The sequence below is a fragment of the Treponema denticola ATCC 35405 genome, assembly GCF_000008185.1.
Lineage (GTDB): Bacteria > Spirochaetota > Spirochaetia > Treponematales > Treponemataceae > Treponema_B > Treponema_B denticola.
Window position 1 is genome coordinate 2,626,552 of the sequence record NC_002967.9, and the last position, 25,431, is coordinate 2,651,982.

The 25,431-nt window shown below is 37.4% G+C and carries 19 protein-coding genes; 12 read left to right on the forward strand and 7 right to left on the reverse strand.

All coding sequences use genetic code 11. The annotated features are described in order from the left end of the window. Positions 1–122: 122 nt before the first annotated feature. The 3 genes from TDE_RS12205 to TDE_RS12215 all read left to right on the forward strand — a co-directional run bounded on the left by TDE_RS12205 (position 123) and on the right by TDE_RS12215 (position 2,472). Entirely contained in the window at positions 123–518 is a 396-nt protein-coding gene (locus TDE_RS12205) for a rhodanese-like domain-containing protein (RefSeq protein ID WP_002673674.1), read from the forward strand. Positions 519–614: 96 nt separating this feature from the next. Next, positions 615–1,241, forward strand: coding sequence for a DbpA RNA binding domain-containing protein (locus tag TDE_RS12210; protein ID WP_002680577.1), 627 nt, complete (start codon positions 615–617; stop codon positions 1,239–1,241). 94 nt (positions 1,242–1,335) lie between these two features. Continuing rightward, on the forward strand, positions 1,336–2,472 hold the full coding sequence (locus tag TDE_RS12215) for a sigma 54-interacting transcriptional regulator (RefSeq protein WP_002680578.1): 1,137 nt from the start codon (positions 1,336–1,338) through the stop codon (positions 2,470–2,472). Here TDE_RS12215 and TDE_RS12220 read toward each other — a convergent pair. From TDE_RS12220 to tmk, 6 genes are read right to left on the reverse strand one after another with little or no spacing between them, the layout of a single operon-like run. Then, positions 2,469–3,569 carry a tetratricopeptide repeat protein gene (locus TDE_RS12220; RefSeq protein WP_002667248.1) on the reverse strand — a complete coding sequence of 367 codons (1,101 nt, stop codon included), beginning with the start codon at positions 3,567–3,569 and terminating at the stop codon, positions 2,469–2,471. The genes TDE_RS12215 and TDE_RS12220 overlap by 4 nt on opposite strands. 3 nt (positions 3,570–3,572) lie before the next feature. Further along, complete coding sequence (locus tag TDE_RS12225; protein WP_002680579.1) at positions 3,573–4,619, reverse strand: hypothetical protein; 1,047 nt, start codon at positions 4,617–4,619, stop codon at positions 3,573–3,575. Further along, entirely contained in the window at positions 4,616–5,578 is a 963-nt protein-coding gene (locus TDE_RS12230; protein ID WP_002667244.1) for a tetratricopeptide repeat protein, read from the reverse strand. The genes TDE_RS12225 and TDE_RS12230 overlap by 4 nt, the downstream gene beginning before the upstream one ends. Then, complete coding sequence (rpe, locus tag TDE_RS12235) at positions 5,575–6,204, reverse strand: ribulose-phosphate 3-epimerase (RefSeq protein WP_010957271.1); 630 nt, start codon at positions 6,202–6,204, stop codon at positions 5,575–5,577. Before rpe ends, TDE_RS12230 begins: the two co-directional genes overlap by 4 nt. A gap of 53 nt (positions 6,205–6,257) precedes the next feature. After that, positions 6,258–6,869: a hypothetical protein gene (locus tag TDE_RS12240; protein WP_002680583.1), complete on the reverse strand. Its 612-nt coding sequence runs from the start codon at positions 6,867–6,869 to the stop codon at positions 6,258–6,260. 3 nt (positions 6,870–6,872) lie between these two features. Beyond that, positions 6,873–7,514, reverse strand: a complete 642-nt coding sequence (gene tmk / locus TDE_RS12245; protein ID WP_002680584.1) for a dTMP kinase — start codon at positions 7,512–7,514, stop codon at positions 6,873–6,875. Positions 7,515–7,546: 32 nt separating this feature from the next. Between tmk and TDE_RS12250 the strand changes: the two genes are divergently transcribed. From TDE_RS12250 to mutS, 4 genes are read left to right on the forward strand one after another with little or no spacing between them, the layout of a single operon-like run. Then, positions 7,547–12,064 carry a translocation/assembly module TamB domain-containing protein gene (locus TDE_RS12250; protein ID WP_002680585.1) on the forward strand — a complete coding sequence of 1,506 codons (4,518 nt, stop codon included), beginning with the start codon at positions 7,547–7,549 and terminating at the stop codon, positions 12,062–12,064. Then, positions 12,046–14,535 (forward strand): outer membrane protein assembly factor BamA, encoded by a 2,490-nt coding sequence (gene bamA / locus TDE_RS12255; protein WP_002680586.1) that lies wholly within the window; start codon positions 12,046–12,048, stop codon positions 14,533–14,535. The genes TDE_RS12250 and bamA overlap by 19 nt, the downstream gene beginning before the upstream one ends. Positions 14,536–14,544: 9 nt before the next feature. Continuing rightward, positions 14,545–15,072 (forward strand): OmpH family outer membrane protein, encoded by a 528-nt coding sequence (locus TDE_RS12260; RefSeq protein WP_002667237.1) that lies wholly within the window; start codon positions 14,545–14,547, stop codon positions 15,070–15,072. A 13-nt stretch (positions 15,073–15,085) separates the two neighbouring features. Beyond that, a complete protein-coding gene (mutS, locus tag TDE_RS12265) occupies positions 15,086–17,740 on the forward strand; it encodes a DNA mismatch repair protein MutS (RefSeq protein WP_164920616.1) in 2,655 nt (884 codons plus the stop codon). Positions 17,741–17,762: 22 nt separating this feature from the next. Here the strand turns inward: mutS and TDE_RS12270 are convergent, their stop codons facing one another. Beyond that, on the reverse strand, positions 17,763–19,220 hold the full coding sequence (locus TDE_RS12270) for a S41 family peptidase (RefSeq protein ID WP_002680595.1): 1,458 nt from the start codon (positions 19,218–19,220) through the stop codon (positions 17,763–17,765). A 186-nt stretch (positions 19,221–19,406) separates the two neighbouring features. Here TDE_RS12270 and TDE_RS12275 point away from each other — a divergent pair, with 186 nt between their 5' ends. The 5 genes from TDE_RS12275 (at position 19,407) to rimO (ending at position 25,413) form a co-directional block, all read left to right on the forward strand. Next, entirely contained in the window at positions 19,407–19,949 is a 543-nt protein-coding gene (locus TDE_RS12275; RefSeq protein WP_002680597.1) for a histidine phosphatase family protein, read from the forward strand. 86 nt (positions 19,950–20,035) lie between these two features. Beyond that, on the forward strand, positions 20,036–22,060 hold the full coding sequence (locus TDE_RS12280) for a urocanate hydratase (protein WP_002680599.1): 2,025 nt from the start codon (positions 20,036–20,038) through the stop codon (positions 22,058–22,060). Positions 22,061–22,174: 114 nt separating this feature from the next. After that, positions 22,175–22,843 carry a LolA family protein gene (locus TDE_RS12285; RefSeq protein ID WP_002673641.1) on the forward strand — a complete coding sequence of 223 codons (669 nt, stop codon included), beginning with the start codon at positions 22,175–22,177 and terminating at the stop codon, positions 22,841–22,843. Between the two features lie 20 nt (positions 22,844–22,863). Next, a complete protein-coding gene (locus tag TDE_RS12290) occupies positions 22,864–23,982 on the forward strand; it encodes a helix-turn-helix domain-containing protein (protein ID WP_002680601.1) in 1,119 nt (372 codons plus the stop codon). Positions 23,983–24,009: 27 nt separating this feature from the next. Then, the gene (rimO, locus tag TDE_RS12295; protein ID WP_002680609.1) at positions 24,010–25,413 is read left to right on the forward strand and encodes a 30S ribosomal protein S12 methylthiotransferase RimO; all 1,404 of its coding nucleotides are present in this window, start codon (positions 24,010–24,012) and stop codon (positions 25,411–25,413) included. Positions 25,414–25,431: the final 18 nt, after the last annotated feature.

A 25,431-nucleotide genomic window follows, 5' to 3' on the forward strand; every position in this document is an offset into this window, starting at 1 on the left:
TACCTTTTTTGAATTTTAGAAAAGCAGGCAAATTTTTATGCACATTTTTATGATAAAAAAATAATAAATCTTGACATATTATATGAATTTATGTAGATTTGTACAAATCAAGGAGTATGATGATGAAAAAAACATGTATATTTTTAAGCTTTTTACTTATGGTGATTTTTTCGGTTTCATGTAATGCAAAATCTACAGAAAATATTATCAGAATGGACGGTTCCCGGCTGGAAGCAATTTTGAACGATGAAACGGAACGGGGAAAGTATCTTGTAATCGATGTCCGTGAAGACTATGAATATAAGGCAGGCCATGTGCCTTACTCAATAAATATAAGCGTACAAGAAATAGAAAGCCGAATTTCGGAAATTTCCGATTGGAAAGAAAAGAATGTAATTGTTATATGCCGCAGCGGCAGAAGAAGCAGAGCCGCAGCCGAAATTTTAGTAAAGCACGGATTTAAAAAAATATTTGATGCCGACGGCGTAAGCAAATACAACTATAAATTGGAAAAATAACCCCCTGTAGGAATCTGTCGATTTTATAAAAAACTCATTAAAAGGGCTTGCCTAAAAAGCGATTATATGGCAATATAGCCCTTTAGGAGATATATCGTGTCAAACAAAATTAGAATTGAAGATGAAGAACAATTAATTTCTTCCTTAAAAGATCTTATCGAGGCGATCAAAACACAGGAAAGTCCTGAAGAATTAAACTTATATCGCCGAATCTTTAAAAAAGCAGTCCCGCTCACGATGCGGTCTTATGTTGCCGCCTACCTTATTAAGCAAGCGGGAATCGGAGGCAGCCGCATTTATAAAAAAGACAATAGAAACGGCTTAGGAAAAGGTACCTTTAAACAAAACTCTGCAAGACCGTCAAGGCCTAAAGTCATATTGGCAGAAGAAGAGTCAACAAGTCTTTTTATCGGTGTAGGCCGAAAAAGAGGAATTTTCCCAAAAGATATTATAACATTGTTGATTCAGGGAGCCGGTATTTCACGTGAACATATCGGCGACATAAGAATTTTGGATAATTACTGCTTTGTACAAGTTATGCAGAATGAAGCTGAAACTATTATCGAAAAACTCAACAACAGCTATTACCGAGGCAAGAATTTAACGGTCAGTCATTCAAGGAGACCGGAGGATGACAATTTTGAAGATTCCGAAACCTTTGAACATATAGAAAATTACGCAGAAGAAGAAAATAACCATAGTCAAACTGAAAACGAAGTATAAGTCTTTCAGACAGACTTCAGAAAAGCCCCTCTTAAAAAGAGGGGCTTTTTTTTAACAGACTTGTAAGAAAAAAATAAATTTGCTAAAATGCGGTATGAAAGATTGCGTTTACTCGGCATATTCAAAAGAAGATGCTAAGCATTTTATTAAAGAAGTCGGGAGTTTGTGGAATGTATCTTTAACCTTTGACAGCAGCAAAATAGTAGATATTTTAAAAGAGAAACATTTTGATTTTGTAATTATCGATGCAGAATCAGGCGGCCTTTTTCTACCCGATACCCTTGAATTAATCAAAAACGAATTTCCACATATTCATATATTTATTATAATACATTGTAAACAAAATGATTTACAATACAATCTATTAAATTCCCATGTATCGGAAGTTTTTGAAATTCCAAAAGATTTTAAGGGGATATACGACAAAATAGAAAATTTCTTTCCGGAAGAACTGTGCAAAGAAAAAACACCGGCCTACACAAAAGAAGACGAAAATATACAAATAATAAAAAAAGAAATAATCGGCATCAGTAAGGAAATCTGCGAGCTTAGGGAATTTATCTACAGAGCAGCCAACTCAAACCTGCCGGTGCTCCTATCCGGAGAAACAGGAGTAGGAAAAGGGGTGACAGCAAATTTAATACATAGGCTATCTCAGGTCAAAAACAAAAAATTCCTGCCGATAAACGTCAGCTGCATACCGGAATCATTGGCAGAATCTTTTTTGTTCGGCACTGAAGAAGGAAGCTTTACCGGCGCAGTTAAAAAAGAAGGAGCTTTTTTTGAAGCCTCCGGCGGCACAATCTTTTTAGACGAAATGGAAACCCTTTCACCGGATATCCAGGCAAAACTTCTGCATGTCTTGGAATCAGGTCTTATAAGACCCGTCGGCTCGACAAAATCAAAGCAGGTTGAATTCCGTTTAATAGCAGCGGCAAACGAAGATTTACAAAAAATGATTGACGAAAAAAAATTCCGCCAAGACCTCTACTATAGACTTCATGTTCTGCACCATGAAATACCGCCTCTGCGGAACAGAAAAGAAGACATAAAATACATCGCTCAAGCCTATCTTACCAAGGCAGAAAAAACTATAAGCGACAGGGCACAAGCAAAACTTAATTTTCACAACTGGCCCGGAAACATAAGAGAATTATACAACTGTCTGGACAGGGCCTGTAATCTTGCCGGAGACGGAGAAAAAATAGAAAACCGCCATATAAAATTCTAGTCGTTTTCAGCCGGCTTTTGGGTTTGGTGAATTCCCTTTCCTTTTAGACAAACCGTACCGTCTTTTATAATTATTTGCCCCAATACATTTACCGGTCTATCCGGATCTATTTTTGACACAAAATCACAAAAAACAGGAACAACACCTTCAAGGATTTGCTTTGTATCGTAACCGACCAAAAGGTTAAAGGCTGTACTATATGTACCGGTTTGTATATTGGCAGGCATTCCCTTCCATACTACCCAGCAATCAAGATAAAGAAGGGGCTCCTGTTTTACCTGAGCATAAGAATAAATATCCTGTATATTATCAAAGCCGGGCTCTTCAAAATAATCCATCAAAAGCCTGGATTTTTGTTTTATCGAAAAAGAAGCATTAGATGAAAGAAGCCTGTTTATCTCAACTTGAGCAGCATTATCTCTATGAGCATTAAAATAGGTTTGAGCATCCGAATACGCTTTTAATATTTGGCTTTGAGTCAATACATAAATATATGAGCCTTCCATGTCGACAGCATACTTTCTTTCATTACTGTCCAATTTAAATTCTTCTAAATTAGCCCTTCCGCTGTCTGAAAAATTCCTTGTTTTAGTTATGTACGGCACAATAAAAACAAAAGAAATTATCGAAATACCTAAAACAAGAGCAACGGCAATACTTCTTCCTTTTTTTTCTTCATGCCCCGGTCTGGGGAAAAGAGTTTTTATTTTACCTGACTGAACAAAATTGCCTAATTTTTCGGGCGAATTATTTTTGCGAATAATGTCCAAACCTTTTTTTGCAAGTTTACAATTAGGGTTGTGTTCAAGAGCTTGTAAATAGTATTCTACGGCCTCTGTTGTAAGAGAGCGTCTCAAGGCCATAGCAGCATAGGTTGACAGCAAGTCGGAATCCGTCGGTTTTATTTGTCTGGCTCTTAAAAAATAATCCATAGCACCCTGGATATCACCTACATGAAAAGACGCCAAACCTAAATAAAAATGAAAGGCAAAAGAGTCCCTGTATTCAACAACATGAGGCTCCAATAAAGAGATAACATCATTGTATTTCTTTTTAGATAATAATTTTTTACCTTGATCTACAACGGAAATAGCCATTTTTTATTCCTGTATATTTTGTATTGCATTATCTGTCTGTTTTATTAAATCTTCAATATATTCATCGGAAGCCATATCGGGATTTGATTCAACTTCAAGAATTTTATCCAATAAGGCTTGTATATATTGGTAATCTTTTTCATTTTTAGGGGGTTCGGCTTTATCCTGAGGAACAGGGCTATTAGTCTTATCGGACACATCCTCTTTTACAGAAGTGTTTTTCTTTCGTAAAAAGTCATAACAACCTATAAACATTGTTACCTTTAAGCTGTCACTGTTCTCCAATACCTCGTTAGGCCAAACAAAAAGCAAGGCTGAATCATTATGCGAATATTGGGTACTAAATAATCTTCCCTGAACTGCTTTAGGCAGCCACTTAATACTTTGAAGTCTTTCCCAGTTGGCAACATAAATTTGAGCCGGTATTTTGGCTTCGGAATGATTGAGTAAAAATAAACAGGCTAAATCGGAATTTGCAGAAATAATGGCAGAATCTTTTTCAAATTTAGGTTCTAAAACCGTTTCTCTAAAAATTCCCGTTCTTAAATCGGTATAAAGGGGAATTTTTCGGTCTTCTCCGAGCTTAGTGTCAAAAAGAGCCTTTAATGCAAATTCTGCCGTACTACCGCTTGTATTTTCAACTATAGTTTCAATCTTTAAAAGAGGGCCGCCGGTACCGTAAGTTTGTTCTGTAAACGATAATTTTTGAGTAACATAAAAAGAATCATCAAAATCATATACGATTTTTATTGAATCTCCGTCAGCTTCAATGGTAACGGGCTTTCCTACTCTCTTTTTTAATTCATAGACCTTATTATCCTTATAAACATAGAATTTATTGGTACGGCCTAGGGACCTATCATCATAAAGAGGAGTATATTTTCCCTTTCCTCTGATAGAAAGATTATAAAGACAAAAATTTCCCGTCTTTCTAAAAACCACCAACTTAAGATTATCTTTTAAAAGTTCGTAATCAGGCAGTGATTTAGCATGTAAAAAAAATGTTGTCAAACCTAATAATAAAATCGTAAAATATCTTTTTACTTTCATTGACCGTTTCCCTCCAGAAGTTGGTTATACATACTCTGCAAAATTTTAGCTTTTTTTATTAAAGCCTCAATTGCAGCTCGTTTGGCTTTTGGATCGGAGTAATCTGCAGCAGGAGTTTCCCCATCCGCAGCCATCTCTGAAGTGTATTTAGCATCCATTTTTGCTAAGGTTGCCAAAAGCTCTTGATTTTTTAACTCAAGCATTACAAGTTGGTCATGCAGTTCTTCATTATGCTTCCTTTCCATTTTTAGCTGCTCTGAAAGCTCGGCAATTCTCATATCTCCGCCGGCATCGGAAGACTGCCTCTGATATGCAGCAATCGTTTGCTCATAAATTTTTTTATTTTTTTCCGATTCTTCGGAAAGCTTTAAAAGTTCCTCATGACTTATTTTTAAAAGTTTTAAAAGCTCATCCTGTGTAGAAGCTTGATCTATAAGGGCTATCTTATATCGGGAAGGTTCAACCTTGGCTGAAGATGGATAATCTATTATAACGCGCGAAAAAATAGTTCTTGCATCTTTTAGGCGTCCTACCATGTAGAGATTTTCTCCTATCCAGTAATAAGCCGAGGCGGTTTGTCTGTGGTTCGGATATTTTCTTAAAAAGCCGTATAAAATATTTATGGACTGATCATGCTTTGCAGACAGGCAGCATATTCTTCCCTGTTGATAAATCACCTCTGCGGCTTTAGAACTGTTTGGGAATCGTTTTAAAAAAGTCTCAATATCGTTTAGGGCAACCGTATAATTACGGGCAGAGGCATTTGCCATTATGAGCCAATATAGCGGCTCATCCAAAGAATTTTTTGAAACTTCCATTGCCTTTTGAAAAGAAAAGAGAGCAGACGACCAGTCAGACCGGGCATAGGCATCTAAGCCGGATGACATATAATCGGCGTAATTTTGTGTAAAGGCATTTACAGTAAAAAGTAAAAAAAATAAAATTAAAATTTTTTTCATATTCTTAAATCTCCCGAAAAGAAAGCTGAACCGGACACAATTACGTCGGCACCGGCATCAATAACCGACCCCACATTTTTTGAATCGATCCCGCCATCGACAGAAATTAAATAATTATAGTTTTTTTCTTCGCGTAATGACCTTAGCCGCTTAACTTTTTCTAAACAATAAGGTATAAGCTTTTGTCCTCCGAATCCGGGATTAACACTCATAACCAAGATAAGATCGGCCAGGGGAGCTATTTCTTCAAGTATTCCGACGGGCGTGCTCGGTACGATGCTTACTCCGGCCTTCATCCCGTGAGAACGGATATCGGCAATAAGTCTGTCTGCATGAATAGATGCTTCAGCATGAAAGGTAAAATAATCCGCACCTGCATCTGCAAAGGCCGAGACTAAATTTTCGGGATTATTAACCATTAGATGCACATCAAAAACAAGCTTGGAACAGGGGCGTATAGATTTTACTACCGGAGCTCCAAAGGTTAAATTAGGCACAAACTGCCCGTCCATAACATCTATGTGAACCCAATCGCCGCCGTGCTTCTCTATAAAGGCCAATTCTTCACCTAATTTTGAAAAATCCGCACTTAAAAGCGAAGGACTTAATTTAAAACACCTATCCATATATACCATATTAGCAAACAAATGAATATATGTAAATAGGTAAATAGTAAAAATCAGTAAGTACTATCGTCCATATTCATAAAGTCCTCTCTGACCTTTTGAAGACGGAGAAGCTCCCTTTTTATAGTCCTCTCATAGTTTAAGTCTCCGGAAGCAATGCGGGCTCTTTCATTTTCCCAAAAAGGAAGGCTGTCTAAAAATAAGAATTGGAATTCTCTCATATTGGCTTTTTCCGCCCATAGCTTCGCTTCATGCCAATAAACAAGGGCTGTTTCATAGAATTCTTCGGCCTTAGACAGGCTTTCTATATTTTGTTCTTTCCAAGGATAATTGTAAAAGTATGCAGCCTGTTTATCGTATTTACTTCCCAATCTTAAATGCTGCTCGACCATTTTAAGGTTGAGGTGCATCATAAACATGTACCGATATTTTTCCCATTCTTTTTTGGTAGTAATCTTTCCTAGAGCATGGAGGGGATTACAAAAATCGGCGTTTATAGCCCTTTCAAGCCAATAAATATTTTCGACGATATCATCGGGATCTTGCTCGTAATGAATATGGTAGAGCTTATAATATTGCTCTTTATATTCTACAAAATAAGGAAAAACCTGACCGGAGAAAATAAAAAAACATAAAATTACAAAAAAGAAGAATCGCCTTTTCATCGATTATATTTTCGGCAAATCTTTTAGGATACTCCATAATTTCTCGTGAATTTCTTCAATTTGTTCAACAGCGTTAATTATGACTATGTTCATATTGGGTTCTTTTAGCCTGTACTCATCTATAATTTTCTTATACTCGTCCTGAACCTTGTATTGAAAAGTTTTTTCTTCGTATATTTCGAGAACATTACTGCGCCCCATTACCCGATTCATGGAAATATCTACGGGCAGATCAAAAAAGAATAGAAATTCAGGCAGGGGAAAACCATCGTTTTGAAGTTTTGCAAGATCGGCAGCTCCTGCAGCAGTTTGATAGGCAAGGCTCGAAAAAACATACCTATCCGAAAAAACGGCCCTTCCATCATTTACCTGTTTAAGAATACCTTGTAAGCCGTAAATATGCTCGCAGCGGTCAGCTGCAAATAAACGGGTCATCGTTTCAGGGGCAAGCTTAAACGAACCTTGAAGAGCCGAACGGATTAAAGTTCCTATGGGGCCCGATGTGGGCTCTTGTGTAAACGAAACAAGGGAGCTCTTATCTTCAGACTCAAACCTTTCCTTTAAAAGCCTTATCTGGCTCGTAGTCCCTGAGCCGTCTATACCTTCAAATACAACAAAGTTGGGTAATATCATGAGGCCTATCATAACATTTTTTTTTTTGATATAATAGTAGGCTGGTGGAAAATATAAAAAAAAGGCGCATAATAGAAATTATCGTTTTTCTCGCAATAGTTGTAAGCTCATTGATAGTTTTTTATCCGGCAGCCAAAGCACTGGAAAAGCAGCTGGTATATGTAAGGGACAAACTTATCAAAACTGTGGAAGACGAATTTGAAATAAAAATCACCTATGAATCCATATCACCTTCCTTTTTTGATAGAATAAAAATACGGGATGTTACTATTTACAACGCTGCAACAAACGAAAAAATAGCTCATTTTTCGTTACTTTATATAGACTACAGACTTATCTCTCTAATAAAAAAAGATTTTACATCCGTAATTGCCTCCTTAGGCGTTTATGACGGAATTATAGACTTTAACATTGAAAAAAATAAAAATATTTTAGCGAAATTAAACATTGAAGAAAATGCCGTAGATAAAACGGTAAAAGATCGAAAGAAAGATGAGAGTACCGAATCTTCGTTAGATATATCGACAATTATTGAAGCGGGTTCACAAAAAATTAAAAATACAAAACCCATAAAACTCGAGTTAAAAAATATTGCTTTAAACTACAGCAATAAAAATTCAAATATAGATTTTTATACCTCAAGCGGAAAACTTACGTTGGATTCCGGTAAAATTGACGTTTATATAAATTCAAATCTTAGATATAGTAATTTTATGCAAACAAATTTTCCGGACTTAAGCACACTCATAAATATAAACGGTTCGTTTTATCCCGGCAATATGTCGGCCTCGTCGATACTAAACTTTTCGGATATAAGACTGGGAAATATTTATATCGATAAATTTTCTCTATTTGCATCATACCTAGACAAGACGGCATCCATTACAACCATGCAAGATATTCAGCCTATTGACGTAAAAGGTTCTTGGAATCTGGCTGAAAATGCAGGCAGCATAAATCTTGAGTGTAATGACCTAAAACCTTTGTCAGTTGTCTCCTCTTCCGAAAGAATGGATATTCTTAAAGAATTAAAGGATACCGCTTTTACAGGACAGTTTAATTTAACCTTTGCCAGGCCTGAAAAACTCCTGTGGGATACGGCTTTTTCGATTAAACTGCCGAAATTTCAAATAGCCGGCAACAAAATCGAAAAATCCATACTCAGCTTTAAAGCCGATGGAAACAACGACCTTATAAACCTTAAAAACTTAAAATTAACTAACTCCGATATAAATTTATCTGCCCAAGGCTCTTACAAAATAAAAGAAATTTTACCTAATTTTTATTTAAATATTTCAAAATTTAAATTACCATCGGGCGAAAATATGGCTATGAACCTAAACGTCTCTTCAAATAAAAATAAAATATTTTTAAAAATTCCCCGTGCCGATATCGGAAAGGCCTCGTTAGAAAACATACAGGGCTTATTTGAGAAAAAAACGGGCAAAACGGATATATATCTTTCCGGAAAAGATCCTAGCGGAGGTTTCAGCATTGACGGAACATGGACTCATCCTTCAAAAAACGGATCATCCGGCAAAAATAAAGGTTATTTAGAGCTTCATGGAACTATAGACAGCATAAGTATTGAAAACATTTACAATGGAGCGGTTTCTGTTACTGAATTAACAGTACCTATGCAAAAATTATTGGAGACTTCAATCTCACCCGTTCAAATGACAAGCGAATTTTATATATCAAGCGACTTTGAACACTTTTCGTATAATATAATACAGGCTGTTCTTGCATCAAAATCTAAAAACGGATTTTACAGCTTGTTTTCTCTGCAAGGGAATGAATCTTCTCTTAACATAAGCGACATCGATGTTCTTTTTAATAATATGAATCTACGAGGAAACATAAATTCAGCCTTTGAAAAAGACAGTATGATTTTTGATTCACTTTTAACCTTAAACGATATAAGCTATAAGGTTTCAGGCCTCTTGACTGATGAAATGATAAGCATTTACGGAGATTATGATATAAACGTAAATATTCTAAAGAATGTCGAAAAAAAATTAAAAGGAACTATACAGGTAAAAGAACTTCCCGTGCCGTTTATCGATTCTCTTTTTTCTGCCGATACTTCTTTTGAATATGACAATAATAAAGATTGGGAGCTTACCTGCAATTATGCAAAATTGGAATATCTTGGAACCGATATTACAAAAACCGATGAAGGCCTTGAATTTTATGCGGAAGGCTATGCAAAACCTACAGAAGTTTTTTTTCATAACGTAAAAGCAGGAATAAAAAATAAGCAGCTTGAAGGCACTGCAGCTATTAATTTAATTCCCTCTTCAGATAAAAATATTAGTCAATATGCAACTAATCTTTCTCTCTTAGATAAAAATAAAACTGAGAGCTTTATTTTCAATTCACTATTTACGCTTTCGGATAAAATTTACTTTGACGGAACATGTAATATAAAGGATATATCTCTTAACCGTTTTTTTAAAAAACAAAAACCTGAAAATAAAATAGGCGCAGAATTTATATTTTTGGGGAATAAGGATTCTCTTTCGGTAAAAGCCGACGTAAAAAATATATCGTTTAATCTAAACGGTCAAAATCTTGAGGGAAAGGCATCTGCCTTTATCGATAACGATAAGATGAATCTTTACGAATCATCCTTTAAATGGGGAATCCATAAGATTGATAATATTGAAGCTTTTATAAATCCTTCAGAGCAAAAAGGTGCTCTTACATTTTTATATGAAGCAGAAACAAAAAAGCAAGACAATCAAGAAAATCCGGATACAAAAGCTTCTTTTTCTTTTAATTTTACCTCTACGGCAGATAAAAAAAATACGGAAAGCCAAAACATAATCGAAAACACTATCGGTTTGACTTCTCATTTTAATATTGACATGAAAATATCCGATTGGATCCTCGCCGGTCAAAAAGGAGAAGGAAGCATCAAGGCTTCATTGGTAAAAGAACCAAATATTATAGCCCTGTATGCCGGTAACAATGACGAAATATACGGTTTTAAAACAGATGACGGGCTCGTGTCCCTCCATATAGACGAATCTTTGCCGTTCCATTTAAACATTGATGGTAACCTGTCACAGGATAATATAAATCTTTCCGTATCAAATATAGGTATCGATCTTGCAAAGGTAATAAACCTTATACCCAATAATAATATTATCAAATTTTCAGGCGGCAATGTTCAAGGCGATCTCCAAATAAGCGGCACTCAAAAAGATCCTCTGTTTTACGGAACCCTTAAAGGAGAAGAGCTTTTCTGCACATCGCCGGGCTATTCTCCCGATACCTATGGCCCTGTCGACATTCCCATACAATTTGACGGAACCCTTATATCCGTACCATATACTATTCTACATGGAAAAATCGGAAGCCTATGGGGTGAGGCTTCATCGGAATTTATAGGATGGATTCCATATTATACCACTGTAAACTGCGGAGTTCTTGAAAATACACAGGCCTTGATAAAAACAAAAAATATAGCCTTTCATGCGGACGGAAGAGCTGAAGGCAAAATAAAACTTGAAATAAACCCTGAACTTATTACCCTTGAAGGCGATGCATATTTCGATAAGGGCTATTTTTCGGTTCCGTTTGCAGATCTGCAAAAACAAAGCGAACGAACATCAGCCGGCAGCATCCACCCCGCTTTTTACATGAATTTAAATTTAAATTTGGGGAAAAAATCCGAATTTAGGTATCCATCAACGGAATTACCTGTTTTAAGAGCCCTAGCTTATACCGAAAATGAGCCTTTTAACCTAAACCTCGATACAAGTACGGGAAAATTTGAAATGTCGGGATCTGCAAAAATTCGTACAGGCGAAATATTCTATATAAAAAGAAACTTCTATATAAAAGAAGGAGAATTAAAAATTCTTAACTCGCCTTTTCAGCAAATTGAACCCATAATATCGGTAAGAGCAGAAATAAAGGATAAAATGGCCGACGGCCAGCCCCTTACAATAAATTTGACGGCAAAAGATCAGCATCTTGACCTTGAACGGTTTAGACCGGTAATCACAACCTCCCCCCCAATGGCTATGTCGGATTCCGATACAATGAACTTGATGGGGCAGGTTGCCTTAGGAGATTTGAAAAACGGCAACATTTTAAAAGAAACGCTCCGCAATACCTCGGATATTTTAACAAATATAGGTATCATGAAGAAAGTTGAACAAGAAGTCAGAGACTTTCTACATGTAGATGTATTTTCCTTAAGAAGTCTACTTATACAAAATGTTATTTTGGAAAATTTATTTAGATCTTCAAAGGATAAGCCATTGACAATCGGTAACTATTTTGATAATACAAGTGTTTACATTGGTAAGTATTTCGGTTCTGCCATATACGCAGATGCAATGCTGCATCTTAGCTATTACGATCCGCTTTCTGCAAAAACAGATGTTGTTAGAAAATCGGTTTATGAGAATTTACTGTTTCAACCGGAAATAGGTTTTGAAATGAATACTCCGTTTTTCCAGCTTAGATGGCACATAGCTCCGAGCAACCTCGATTCTCTGTTTGTATCAGATACAGGATTGACACTATCATGGAAATTTTCTTATTGATTAAGGGGATAAAAATGTTGAAGAAAAAAATTATAGGTTTTATGCTAATCTTATTTGCTTTAAATTGCTTTGCTCAAGAGCCTGAAGGATGGTATAATGGAAAACCTGTTTTAGAGATTCAGTTCAAAGGTTTACAAAATATCGCCAGCTCAGAATTAGATGAAATCTTCAAATCATACAAAAAAAAGCCTTTTTCCGATGAGCTATATTGGGAAATATTACAAAAAATCTATGCATTGGATTATTTTACAGATATCGTTCCTAAGGCAATACCGGCAGACGAAAAATATCAATACGTATTGTTGGAATTTATAGTCAAAGAAAAACCTGCCGTAAATAATATTGTATTTACAGGCAATAACAATATCCGAAAAGCAGATTTACTTTCAGCAATCAAGGTAAAAAAAGGCGACATTTTTAATGAAGTTAATATAAAGAATGCCGAAAGAGCCTTAAAAGACTTTTATATCGAAAAAGGATTTACAAAGGCGGAAATATCAAGTAAAACTTCTGAAGATAAAGAAAAAAACAGTGTAAATGTCGAATTCTTTATAAAAGAAGGCAAAACATCCGTTATAACTAAGATACTATTTGAAGGAAACTCAAAATTCCCCGAAAAGGCTTTAAAAAAGGTGCTTGTATCTAAAGAAGCATGGTTACTGCAAAAAGGTTTTTTTAGAGAAGATGCCCTGCAAGCCGATAAAAATGCAATTAAGCTATTGTATGGAGAGCACGGATATATAGATGCCCATGTTGAAACCATAAAAAAAGATATAGATACCGAATCCGATCCGCAAAAAGATCAAATTACCCTTACCTATGTAATCATGGAAGGAGAACAGTTTACCTATGCAGGAGTAGACTTTGAAGGAAACTATATTTTTTCAACCAAGGAATTAAGCGAAAAATTCAAGCTTAAAAAGGGTGATGTATTTAATTTAAGGAAATTTGAAACAGGGTTTGGAGATGTAGCCAACCTATATTTTGAAAACGGTTATACCGGAAATTATATCGATAAAAAAGAAAACCGTAATACTTCAACTAAAGAAGTTTCCTATACGATTATAATCGTGGAACGCGAACGAAGCCATGTAGAAAATATAATAATAAAAGGGAATACAAAAACCAAAGACAATGTTATTTTAAGAGAAATCCTATTAAAGGAAGGGGATGTATTCTCTAAAACAAAACTGATAAATAGTTTTAGAAACTTAGCGAACCTAAGATATTTTTCGGCCGTTTTACCCGATGTTTTACAGGGTTCGGAACCTGATCTTGTGGATATTGTCATCAATGTTGAGGAACAATCGACGGCAGGGATTCAATTCGGTGTTACTTTTTCAGGTTCGCCGGATCCTGATACCTTTCCTATGTCTGTATTTGCACAGTGGGAAGAAAAAAATTTATTTGGAACAGGAAGAGAACTATCGGCTAGTGTCAATGCCGCAAGCGATACACAGAGCTTAATCTTAGGGCTCACTGAAAACTGGTTTTTAGGTAAGCCTCTTTCGGTAGGTTTTAATTTTTCGGTATCTCATAAAAATCTATATACTTATCAGGATATACTTTATCCTTTTAACAATGTTCCTGACCCTCATACAACTATGGAAGAATTTAATAAAAACCCATCTTTATCCGATGCATTTAAAATGAAATATGAACGTCTCGAATTCGGTTTAGGTATGAACTCGGGATACAGGTGGTTTCCTAAATTTGCAATTATCACTCTAAGAGGAGAACTAAATTTCGGTCTTGTAAAGAATTTTTATGACAGTATGCTGTATAGACCTGCCGAAGAAAAAATCAGAAAGCAACAAGCAAAATGGGGCTTAAGCAACTCCTTAAAGATAAAGCTGTCTGTAGATGACAGAGACCTTACATATGATCCTTCTAAGGGATGGTTTTTAAGTCAGGAAATAGGTTTTTATGGTCTTTTTCCAAAAATTGAAGATGAGTACTTTTTTCAGTCGGATACAAAGGGTGAGTTTTATATTACACTCTTAGACTACCCCGTAAGCGACATCTGGAATCTAAAATTTGTTCTAGGTTTTTACTCGGGATTTTCCTTCCAAATTCCTCTTGCTAAACAGCCGATCAGTTTTGACAGGAAGCTTTATATTGACGGGGCCTTTAAAGGACGAGGCTGGATTGGAATGGGCACGCAAGGTGCAGGAACGGTTATGCAAAATAACTGGATAGAATTTAGATGGCCCTTAGCTCACGGAATTTTATCTTTCGACTTTTTCTTTGATGCTATAGCTGTCAAACAGGACTTGCAGGATTTAAAATCCTTAAGCATAAACGATTATTATTTCAGTTTCGGCCCGGGATTGCGCTTTTCAATACCCCAATTTCCTCTGCGTCTGATGCTTGCAAATACCTTTAAATCTGTAAACGGAAAACCGGTATGGGGCAACGGAAAAGGTGCCGACTGGAGATTTGTTCTTTCATTCAATATACCCAATTTATAGGAGGTTAGTATGAATAAAAAAGGAACCCTGATTATTATTGTTATGTTATTGATGTCTCTTGGAATCTATGCACAGCAGATTACCCGCTTTGCAGTTATAGATACGGGACTTATCTTTGACACCTTTAGGCGTGATGCAAAGGCGGCGAGGGACTATCAGGAAAAGAAGGAAAAGTTTGAAAATCAAAAGAAGATCCTTGAATCCGAGATTATACAGCTTAGGCAAAAAAAAGTTAGTGCCGAAGCCGACGGACAGGAAGCTGAAGTAAAGAAATATGAAGAAAAAATAAAAAGCAAGATAACCTTATTGATGGAATATGTAAAGGCTTCCAATGACGAACTTAATATGCTCAGAAAAAATCTTATCAATGATGATGTTTTTTACAGCAACCTATACGAATCCGTCCGCCGCGTTGCAGAATCTGAAGGCTACACAATGGTTTTAAGCTATGAGCATAACGCAGGTATCATATGGTACAGCCCTACTGTAGATATTACGGACAAGGTTATTCAAGAATTAAGAAAACGAAGTGAATAAGCCTCAAACGCCCATGATGAGGCAATACCTCAGCATTAAGGCAAAATATAAAGACGAGATACTTTTTTTTAGGCTCGGCGATTTTTATGAGATGTTTTTTGATGAGGCCGTCGAAGTAAGCCGAATCTTAAACCTGACCCTCACAAAAAGAAACGATGTACCTATGTGCGGTATTCCATATCATGCCGCAAAAATATACATAGCTCGCCTCCTGCGTGCAGGAAAAAAAATTGCTATATGCGAGCAAGTTACGGAACCCGTAGCAGGAGGCCTGACCGAGCGCAAGGTAGTCGAAGTTATTACTCCCGGTACCGTTGCCGAAGACGATTTTTTAGAGCAGGGAAGCAATAACTACCTTGCCGCTGTCTATTGCTCAAATAAAAAAACGGAAGGCAACAGCGGATTCGACTACTATGCAGGCCTTGCCTATATCGATGTTACCACGGGCAATTTTTTTGCTACATCCTTTCCCAAAACAGACTTTAAAGAGCAGTTTTTAAAAGAAATAGGAAGAATTAATCCGAAAGAAATTTTAATTCAGCAGTCGATTCAAAACGAATTTCCGGCCTTAAAGCAAATCCTTTCGGAATTTCCTTCGATGATGCAAAACTTTTACCCCGATTGGAGCTTTAACCCGGATCAAGCCGAAAAAAGACTTTGCTCAACCTTCGGGACGGAAAACTTAAAGGGCTTTTTACTCAATACCGATTCGCCCGAAGTTCCGCCCGCCGGCCTCTTGCTTCAATACTTGGAAGAGATTTCGGGGAGGGATATTTCCCACATTTCCGGCATTAAAATCTATGCCGAAAGCGACTTCGTTTCCTTGGACGATTCCACAAGGAAAAATTTGGAGCTTTTGACAAACTTGAGGGATAACAGCCCCTCGTACAGCCTTTTTGAATCCGTAAATTATACAAAAACGGCCATGGGCACCCGCCTTTTGAGGAGGAGGATAAGCTATCCGCTCCGCTCAAAGAATGAAATAGATAAAAGGCTTGATAAGGTAAACAGTCTTTTTAAGGACGGAAAAGCATCGGCCATTATACGGGAGACTCTTTCTTCCATACTCGATATTGAACGGCTTTCAGGCCGCATTGCAATGCAAAAAACTCACGGCAAGGATCTTCTTGCCCTCAAACAAAGTCTTAACTCAGTAATAAGGATGGGCAGCCTCATAGAAGAAAAGAAGCTCAATTTTTTACAGCTTAACGATGAAGAAAAAAAATTGCTGACCGAAATCCGAGATCTTTTGGAAAATTCGATAGATGATGACTGCACCATAGCCTTAAATGACGGAAAACTTATAAAAAAAGGCTTTTCAAAAAAGGTAGACACGATAAAAAACATAAAAGAAAATGCCCACGAGATTCTTGAAAAGTATTTGGACGATGAACGGAAAAAAACGGGCATCAATAACCTAAAGATAAAATATAACAGAATGATGGGCTATTTTTTGGAAGTGTCTTTAGGAAATATCTCGGCTGTTCCCGATTATTTTATCCGCCAACGCTCCCTGTCAAATGCAGACCGTTTTACCACCGAATCCTTAAAACAAATTGAAGATAATATAAATAACTCGGAAGAAAGGCTGATTGAAGCCGAAAAAGAAGTTTTTGATGAGGTTTGTACCGAAATAGGCTCTCATCACTGCTTTTTACAAAAACTTGCAGAAGAAGTTGCTGAGCTGGATGTAAACCAATCCTTTGCACAGGCCGCAGTTTTACACGCTTGGACAAGGCCCGAACTTTGCAGCGATTCCGGCATCTTAAATATAACCGGTGGCAGGCATCCCGTAGTCGAAAATCATCTCAGAGCCGGAGACTTTGTACCCAATTCCATTAAGCTATTATCCGGCGAAAATTCCAATCCTGAAGATGAAACTATCCCGTCTTTTGCCGTCATTACGGGACCCAATATGGCGGGAAAAAGCACCTTTTTGCGGCAGACAGCCTTAATCTGCCTATTGGCACAGATAGGCTCCTTTGTTCCGGCCGAAAAGGCCGTTTTGAGCCCGGTGGATAAGATTTTTTGCAGGGTGGGAGCTACGGATAATCTTGCCCGAGGAGAATCAACCTTTTTGGTCGAGATGATAGAAACGGCCTACATCCTTAATTCGGCGACTCGAAACAGCCTTGTTATTATGGACGAGGTCGGCCGTGGAACTTCTATGGAGGACGGTCTTGCAATTGCACAGGCCGTAAGCGAACATCTTCTTAATACCATAAAGGCAAAAACTCTCTTTGCAACCCACTACCATGAACTTACCCGCTTGGAGCACGAAAAAATCATAAACCTAAAATTGGACGTACTTGAAGCGGAAGGAAAGATAGTCTTTTTAAAAAAGGTCGTCCACGGAGCTGCAGGAAACTCTTACGGCATCCATGTTGCAGGCCTTGCCGGTATCCCGCAAAGTGTTCTAACAAGGGCCGAAAACCTTTTATACATGCGAAGCCAATTTCAAAAAGAACGGACTATCCAAGAAGCAAGACCTTCTGCGCAAGGCTCCGAAGAAAAAACTCCTTCAAGTCCGGCTGAGAAAGGTCTATCCCTCTTTCCTGAAGAAGAGCTTATCTTAAACGAAATTCTTTCAACCGATCCCGACGAAACCGCCCCAATAAAAGCCCTCCAGCTCATCGCCTCATGGAAAAACAGGCTCTCAGGGAAATAAGAAAAATATAACTGTAGTAATATCAAAAACGCCCTTTCAGAACGAAATTTAAGCAGGGATCGTTTTGATTTTTAATATCTTCAATCGTATCCATAATAAAAACATCAGGCGATATGCCCTTATTGTTAATTTCTATATTATTGTACATAGTTTTGTGTAATGATAGTACAATTGAAAAATTATTTGTAAGCTTAAATATTCCGATGTTTCCTGTAGCTCCTTTAGTATTTGTTCCGATTAGCCTTATGTTTAATTCTTTACAAAAACATGCAAAATTATCGCAAGCGGAACCGCTTTTGTAAGATGTAAAAACGGTTATATCTTTATTCTCGATTTTATATTTATTTGCAGCAGAAATAAGTTTTTTTTCTAATTCTTCCACTTCATTACTTTGCATAAGAAGTCTGTTTATTTCTTGTAATACTTCATCTTCTTCTGACGGCATTAACAATTGATGAGTCTTCATTAACCTGCCGTCGTTAATAAAAGAATTTAGTTTTGTAAGCGTATCATTGTTTAGCGTTTTTAAATTTTTATCTTTTATTGCAGTTAAAGTAATCAGAAAAGGCGTTAATCTGCGTTGAAAATCTTTAATATTGATGGAAAATATTTCAGTATCTGTTTTTCCTGTAAGTATTTTTAAAATTGCAAATCCTATACTTGAATTACCGCCGGTATTTTTTCGAATATCTAAAATAAGACGATCGGAATTTTCTAACAAAGGAATAATTTTTTCGATAAATTCGTCTATAATATGATAATCAAAAAAATTATGTATTTGTATCAAAGCATATTTTTCTTTAATACTATAAATCGAAAAATTACGGCTTGAATATATCCTATTCAGTTTATCATAATAATCAGGGATTTTATTGAATTTTATATTGCCGATTTTTTCACTCGGAATTGAATATTTCAATTCCAAATTAACTTCATTTTTATCAACCTTAAATGTAAATTTTATTTTTTTATTTTGTGAAGAATATAAAAGACGTTTTATCATTGAATTTTCAAAGGCATGAGGCGTTTTTACAGGAATATATTTTGCAATATTATTTAATAAATATTTTTTTACATCTTCATCATTAATTTTTATAAGCTCTGAACCTAGAGGTATTTTTATATTGTTCTCTTTATATAAAAGATAGTATTTGCCGTCAGCATAGTCCAATCCGACAGGTAAAAAATAAAAGGGCGACTTTGAGCCTTGTTCATAAAAAACGGCAGCATGTCCGTCATTTATTACAGCTAATAACTCTTCAAAGTATGTGTAAATTTTATATTTATCGCTTTCATACATAATTTTATTTGAAAGCTCAAAATATTTTTCATTAAGATTATTTAAAATAGCATCATTTAAAAAAGGAGAATATTCTTTGATATATGAATATAATTCGGCTAAACTTATAATATGTTTTTTATTTTGGTCCGGTTTTAAGCCTTCAAGAGCTGCATCAGTATCGGAACAGCCCAAATACATTACAGTAAAACAAAGTATAAATATGATTCTTTTATAGTACCTCTTCATAGTTGTTATTTTAACATGAGCCAGGGAGCTTGTAAACAGGCACAAGAATTGCGACGGCCGCGGCCTGTGCTTGGAGATCCCTTTAAAATTAAACGGTTCCTACTTGCCCTTTAAGCTTAAAAACCATATAATTTTTGTATGAAACTTTTTGTTGTACGCCACGGTGAAACCGACTGGAATTCTAAGATGTTGGCTTGCGGTGTTTCCGAAGCCTTGCTTACCGAAAAAGGAAAAAACCAAGCAAAAGAACTGGCTGAACGCCTTGCTGCCGAACAGGATAAAAATAAGATCAGAGTTATCTATGTGTCTCCGCTTAAAAGAGCCGTAGCAACGGCAGCTTATATCGAAAAAGCTTTGGGTATAAAAGCGGTAATAGATGACCGCTTAAAAGAAATAAATTTCGGAACTTTTGAAGGAAAGGATTGGAGAAGGCCTGAATTTTTAAAAATAACCGACAATCCTTTTTTTAGATTTTCGCAAGGAGAGTCCTTAGTACAAACTGCACACCGTGCCTATGGTATAATTGAAGAGGTCAAAATAAAACACAAAAATGAAAATGTACTTTTTGTTTGTCACGGAATGATAAGCACTATGATTTGCACATATTTTAGATCTTATTCACAAGAAGAATTGGAAAAGATAGAAATCAAAAACTGCCAGCTTCTTCAGTTTGAATTATAGGGATAAATTTTAAGCTCTTTAAAATTTAATACTATTGTGATATAATTCTATTCAATATAATATTTATTAAAAAGGAGATGATGAGTATGATTACAAACAAAGAAATCGGAAAAGCGATGACAATAAAACTTGATGCAACACTTCCTCCCGACCCTGTTTTTGAAAAGGGAATCAGACGGGCTCCAAGCCGAGGCTTTAACTTGACAAAGTCTCAAACGGAAACGGCCTTAAAAAACGCCCTCCGCTATGTACCGGAAGAACTTCACGAAAAGCTGGCTCCTGAGTTTTTGGACGAACTTTTTACCTACGGCCGAATCTATGCTTACCGCTACAGGCCCCACGGAAATATTTACGGAAAACCCATAGATGAGTACAAGGGCAAATGTCTTGCAGCAAAGGCTATGCAGGTTATGATAGACAACAACCTTGACTTCGATGTCGCCCTCTACCCCTATGAGCTTGTAACCTACGGTGAAACGGGCTCGGTCTGCCATGACTGGCTCCAGTACCGCCTCATCAAAAAATATTTGGAAGAATTAACCGAAGATCAAACTCTCGTTATGGAATCGGGGCACCCCTTAGGTCTCTTCCCTTCAAAACCTGAAGCTCCGAGGGTCATAATTACAAACGGCCTTATGATAGGCATGTTCGATAATTATAAGGACTGGGAAGTCGCAGAAGAAATGGGCGTTGCCAACTACGGCCAGATGACGGCAGGCGGCTGGATGTATATCGGCCCTCAGGGTATCGTTCACGGAACATTTAATACAATCCTCACAGCAGGCCGCAAGGAACTGGGAGTAGCAAGCGACGGCGACTTAAAGGGAAAACTTTTTATTTCTTCCGGCTTGGGCGGAATGTCCGGAGCCCAACCCAAGGCCTGCGAAATTGCAAATGCCGTCGGTGTTTTTGCCGAAGTCGATAAATCGAGAATCAATACCCGTCTTGAACAAGGCTGGGTTCACGAAATGTCCGATAACTTGGATGAAATCTTTAAAAAGGTTGACGAGTACCTAAAAAAGAAGGAGCCTATCTCAATCGCCTATCACGGCAACATTGTAGACCTTCTTCAATATTGTGTAGACAAAAACGTTCACATCGACCTCCTTTCGGATCAAACATCATGCCACGCACCCTATGAGGGCGGCTATTGCCCCGAAAAGATGACCTTTGAAGAAAGAACTAAGCTCCTCTATGAAAACCGTGAAGAATTCTGCAAGAGAGTAGATTCTACATTAAAGCACCACTTTGAGCTTATCAAAATTCTTTCTTCGAGAGGAACATACTTTTTCGACTACGGAAACTCCTTCCTCAAAGCCGTATTTGATGCGGGCGCAAAGGATGTTTCCAAAAACGGAATCGATGAAAAAGACGGCTTTATCTTCCCCTCTTATGTAGAAGACCTTATGGGTCCCGAACTCTTTGACTACGGTTACGGCCCCTTCCGCTGGGTATGCTTATCAGGAAAACCTGAAGACTTGGACAAGACGGATGCTGCCGCAATGAGCTGTATCAATCCCGACCGCCGAGGACAGGACAGGGATAACTACTACTGGGTACGCGATGCCAAAAAGAATAAACTGGTTGTAGGAACTCAGGCTCGAATTCTTTATCAGGATGCTGAAGGAAGACGCGACATTGCCTTAAAGTTTAACGAAATGGTTCGCAAGGGCGAAATCGGCCCCGTTATGATGGGACGCGACCACCACGACGTAAGCGGCACCGATTCACCTTTCCGCGAAACGTCCAATATCAAAGACGGAAGTAACGTAATGGCAGACATGGCAGTACAGTGCTATGCCGGAAACGCAGCCCGAGGAATGAGCCTTGTAGCCCTCCACAACGGCGGCGGTGTAGGTATCGGAAAATCCATCAACGGAGGTTTCGGCCTCGTGCTTGACGGAAGCGAGCGTGTTGACGAAATCATCAAATCGGCCATTATGTGGGACGTAATGGGAGGCGTAGCCCGCCGAAACTGGGCCCGCAACGAAAACTCCATTACCACCAGTATCGAATACAACAAAAACTATTCAAATGGACACATCACTATTCCATATGTTGCTAAAGACGAGTTTGTAAAAAAACTGGTCGAGCAAAAATATAAAAAATAAAACGGCTGATACCAAAAGACTCCGGGCAGTTAAAGCTGCCTGGAGCCTTTAGCCGGAATCTTAAAACGCCCTCTACTTGACTTTATAGCTTTTTTTTGCTTTACTATATGCCTCATGAAAAAAAATATAACTACTATTTTATTTGTTTTGATAAGTTCTTTTTGTTTTTCTCAAAATATTACTACTGCAGGGGACTTTTTTTCTTCAGTATCGGATAGATACGCTCAAATACAAGACTATATTGTCGACATGAATATAACCGTCGGATCGTCAACACAGCAGGCTACAGCCATGTTTAAGAGACCGGACAAACTTCGCTTAGACTTTAAATCACCTGCAGAACAATGTATTGTTTTTAATGGAAATACTCTTTCAATTTACCTGCCTCAATACAGAACCATTTTGACTCAGGATGTTGAACAGAGCAATGCCGGAGGTTCTTCGCTGGCGACTCCTCAGGGCCTTTCCCTTATTAAAAGAGGTTACACAATTCAATACGATGCAACATCGGCTCCGCAGCCCTTGGAAGAGGGCTCCTCTGAAAATGTCATAATCTTGTTGATGAATAGAAAATCTGCAACCGAAACCTTTAAAACCCTGCGGGTCATGATTTATCCTGACGGTAAACTAATACGCCGAATTGAGGCAATTCCTGTTTCGGGCGGTAAAATTACATTCGATTTTTATAATTACAGGATAAATGCAGGAGTAGGCAGCAAAAACTTTGTTTTTGATGCTCCTTCTACGGCAAAGTCCTTTAATGATTTTCTTTTTGTCGATTAATTTGGTATGGGAGATAAATAATGAACGAAATCGGAAAATTACTCACCGAAACAAGAATAGAAAAAGATCTTGAGCTTGATCAGGTTGCAAGAGAAACAAATATAGCCAAAAGGTATTTGGAAGCATTGGAAAGCGATGATTACAGCGTTTTCCCTGCAGAACCGTATATCGTGGGTTTTTTGAGAAATTATTGCGAATATTTAGACCTTGACCCCGAAGAAATAACCAATCTTTATAAACAGATTAAAATACAAGAAACTTCCCTACCGCCGGATGCTCTATTGGAAAAAAGAGGATTTGCTTTGTCTAAACCCCTTATCATAGGCTTTGGTGTATTGGCGGCTATTGCCGTAATAATTACAGTAGTATTTTTTGCATTTAAAAGCTGGATACCGGCCATACAGCAAAAACGCAGTCAGGCAAATGTAGGAACCGAAGTTCGGGAAAAAAGGGAAGCAAAAACGCACGAAATAAGTCAGAAAAAATATGAACAAAGAATATTTGAAGGCGATGTCTTAAAATTAACTATAGAAGATAAAGAATACAAGATTGAAGTAGAAAAAGTAAGTCCTAAATTAAATTTAAAGACAGAAACAGGAAATCAAATAATAAGCTTAGGACAAACCGTTAAAATAGATCTCAACAACGATTTAATACCTGATGTTGAAATTACCCTAGAAGACATAGATAAAAATAACCCGGAGTCCGGAGCTCTGGTATCTATCTTGACCGGAAATAGTATTTCAGAGGGAAAACCTTCTACAGAAACAGACTTAGTCGTTTCCGAAGACGATTCTCAGGCCGCTGCAACTTACAAGGTGTTGTTTGAAAGCGGTTCAGCCTACCCCGTAACCTTAAATGCCACATTTAGGGGCTACTGCTTATTCAGATATGAGGCAGACAGGACTAACCGTGAAGAAAGGTACTATCAAAAGGCCGAACAGCTTACCGTTCAAGCCAATAACGGTTTAAGAATTTGGGCATCCAACGGAAATGCCGTAAAACTTCAAGTAGTTGCTGGGGGCAAAACCGTTGATTTGGAAGTCAGCCGGCCGGGAGAAGTTATCGTAAAAGACCTCAAATGGATACGGGATGATGAAACCAAACGCTTTAAATTCATAGTTGTAGATGTCGATTAATTAAAGATGCTTCAAAAGAAATTTTTTATGGATTTGCACGGTTGTGCAAAAAATCAGGTTGATGCCGAACTTATAATCGGGATAATGGAAAATTTATCATGGAAAAACACCTCCGATCCCGATGAGGCGGATCTTATTATAGTCAATTCATGCGGCTTTATTAATTCTGCAAAAGAAGAATCGATAAATGCCGTTTTACAGGCTAAAGCGGCCCACCCTAAGGCTAAGGTTCTATTAGCCGGATGTTTGGCCGAACGTTATGCCGATATCCTCAAAAACGATTTACCTGAAGCAGACGGTATTTTTGGAAACGGAAACCTTTCCCTACTGCCTCAATTAATAGACTCCATGTTTCCTAAGAAAACTTCGGATGAAAAATTCATTGAGAAGACCCTTGTTCCTCCGCAAATAGGCATCTGCGGAGGAGAAAGGCCTAAAATACTTAACTTTCCGCGGTCTACCTATATCAAAATAACCGAAGGCTGTGATAACTTTTGCAGTTTTTGTGCCATACCCATTATCAGGGGGCGCTTAAGAAGCCGCCCTATTAAAGACATCTGCGATGAGATAAAAACCTTTTTAAAAAAAAGCTTTTATGAGTTCAACCTGATAGGTCAAGACTTAGCTGCCTATCAAACAGGAAAAGATGATTTAAGTGAAGATGAACTGCATAGAGAAAACTGCTCGGGTTTAGCCCTTCTTTTAAAGAGCATTTCGAAAATAAAGGGTAATTTTAAAATCAGATTACTTTACATTCATCCCGATCACTTTCCCCTTGATATTCTTCCTATAATGACGGCAGATAAAAGATTCCTGCCCTATTTCGATATTCCATTTCAATCGGGTGCACAAAAAATAATAAGGGCTATGAACCGAAATGGAGCTGCCGAGGTTTACCTAGATATCATAAAGAATATACGGGAGGCTTTTGAAAAAACAAACAGTCCTTACGGAGAGCCGCAAATACGGACAACCTTTTTGGTAGGCTTTCCGGGCGAAACTGACGAAGATTTCAATGAGACCATCAAGTTTTTAAAGGAATTAAGGCCTCTTTGGTCGGGCGGCTTTACATATTCAAGAGAGGAGGATACTCCTTCATATTCCTTTAAGGGAAAAGTTCCCAAAAAAACGGCGGAAGCCCGTCTTGCCGAAATACAAAATGCTCAAACCTCCATAACGGAAAAAAAACTGGATTCCTTTATAGGAAAAGAAATAGAGGTCTTAGTAGAAGAACTTATACAGGCAGAAGATAAAACATTTTTAGCTCTCGGACGGGCTTGGTTTCAAGCTCCGGAAGTTGACGGAGCTGTTGTTTTAAACTTTAATTTAAACAAAAAAGACATTGATGGAAACCCGATAGCTCCCGGTTCCATTGTAAAAGCAAGGATTGCAGCCCGAAACGGTTTTGATTTAGAAGCCGTAGCCGTTTAAAACTTGTCGATAAAAACC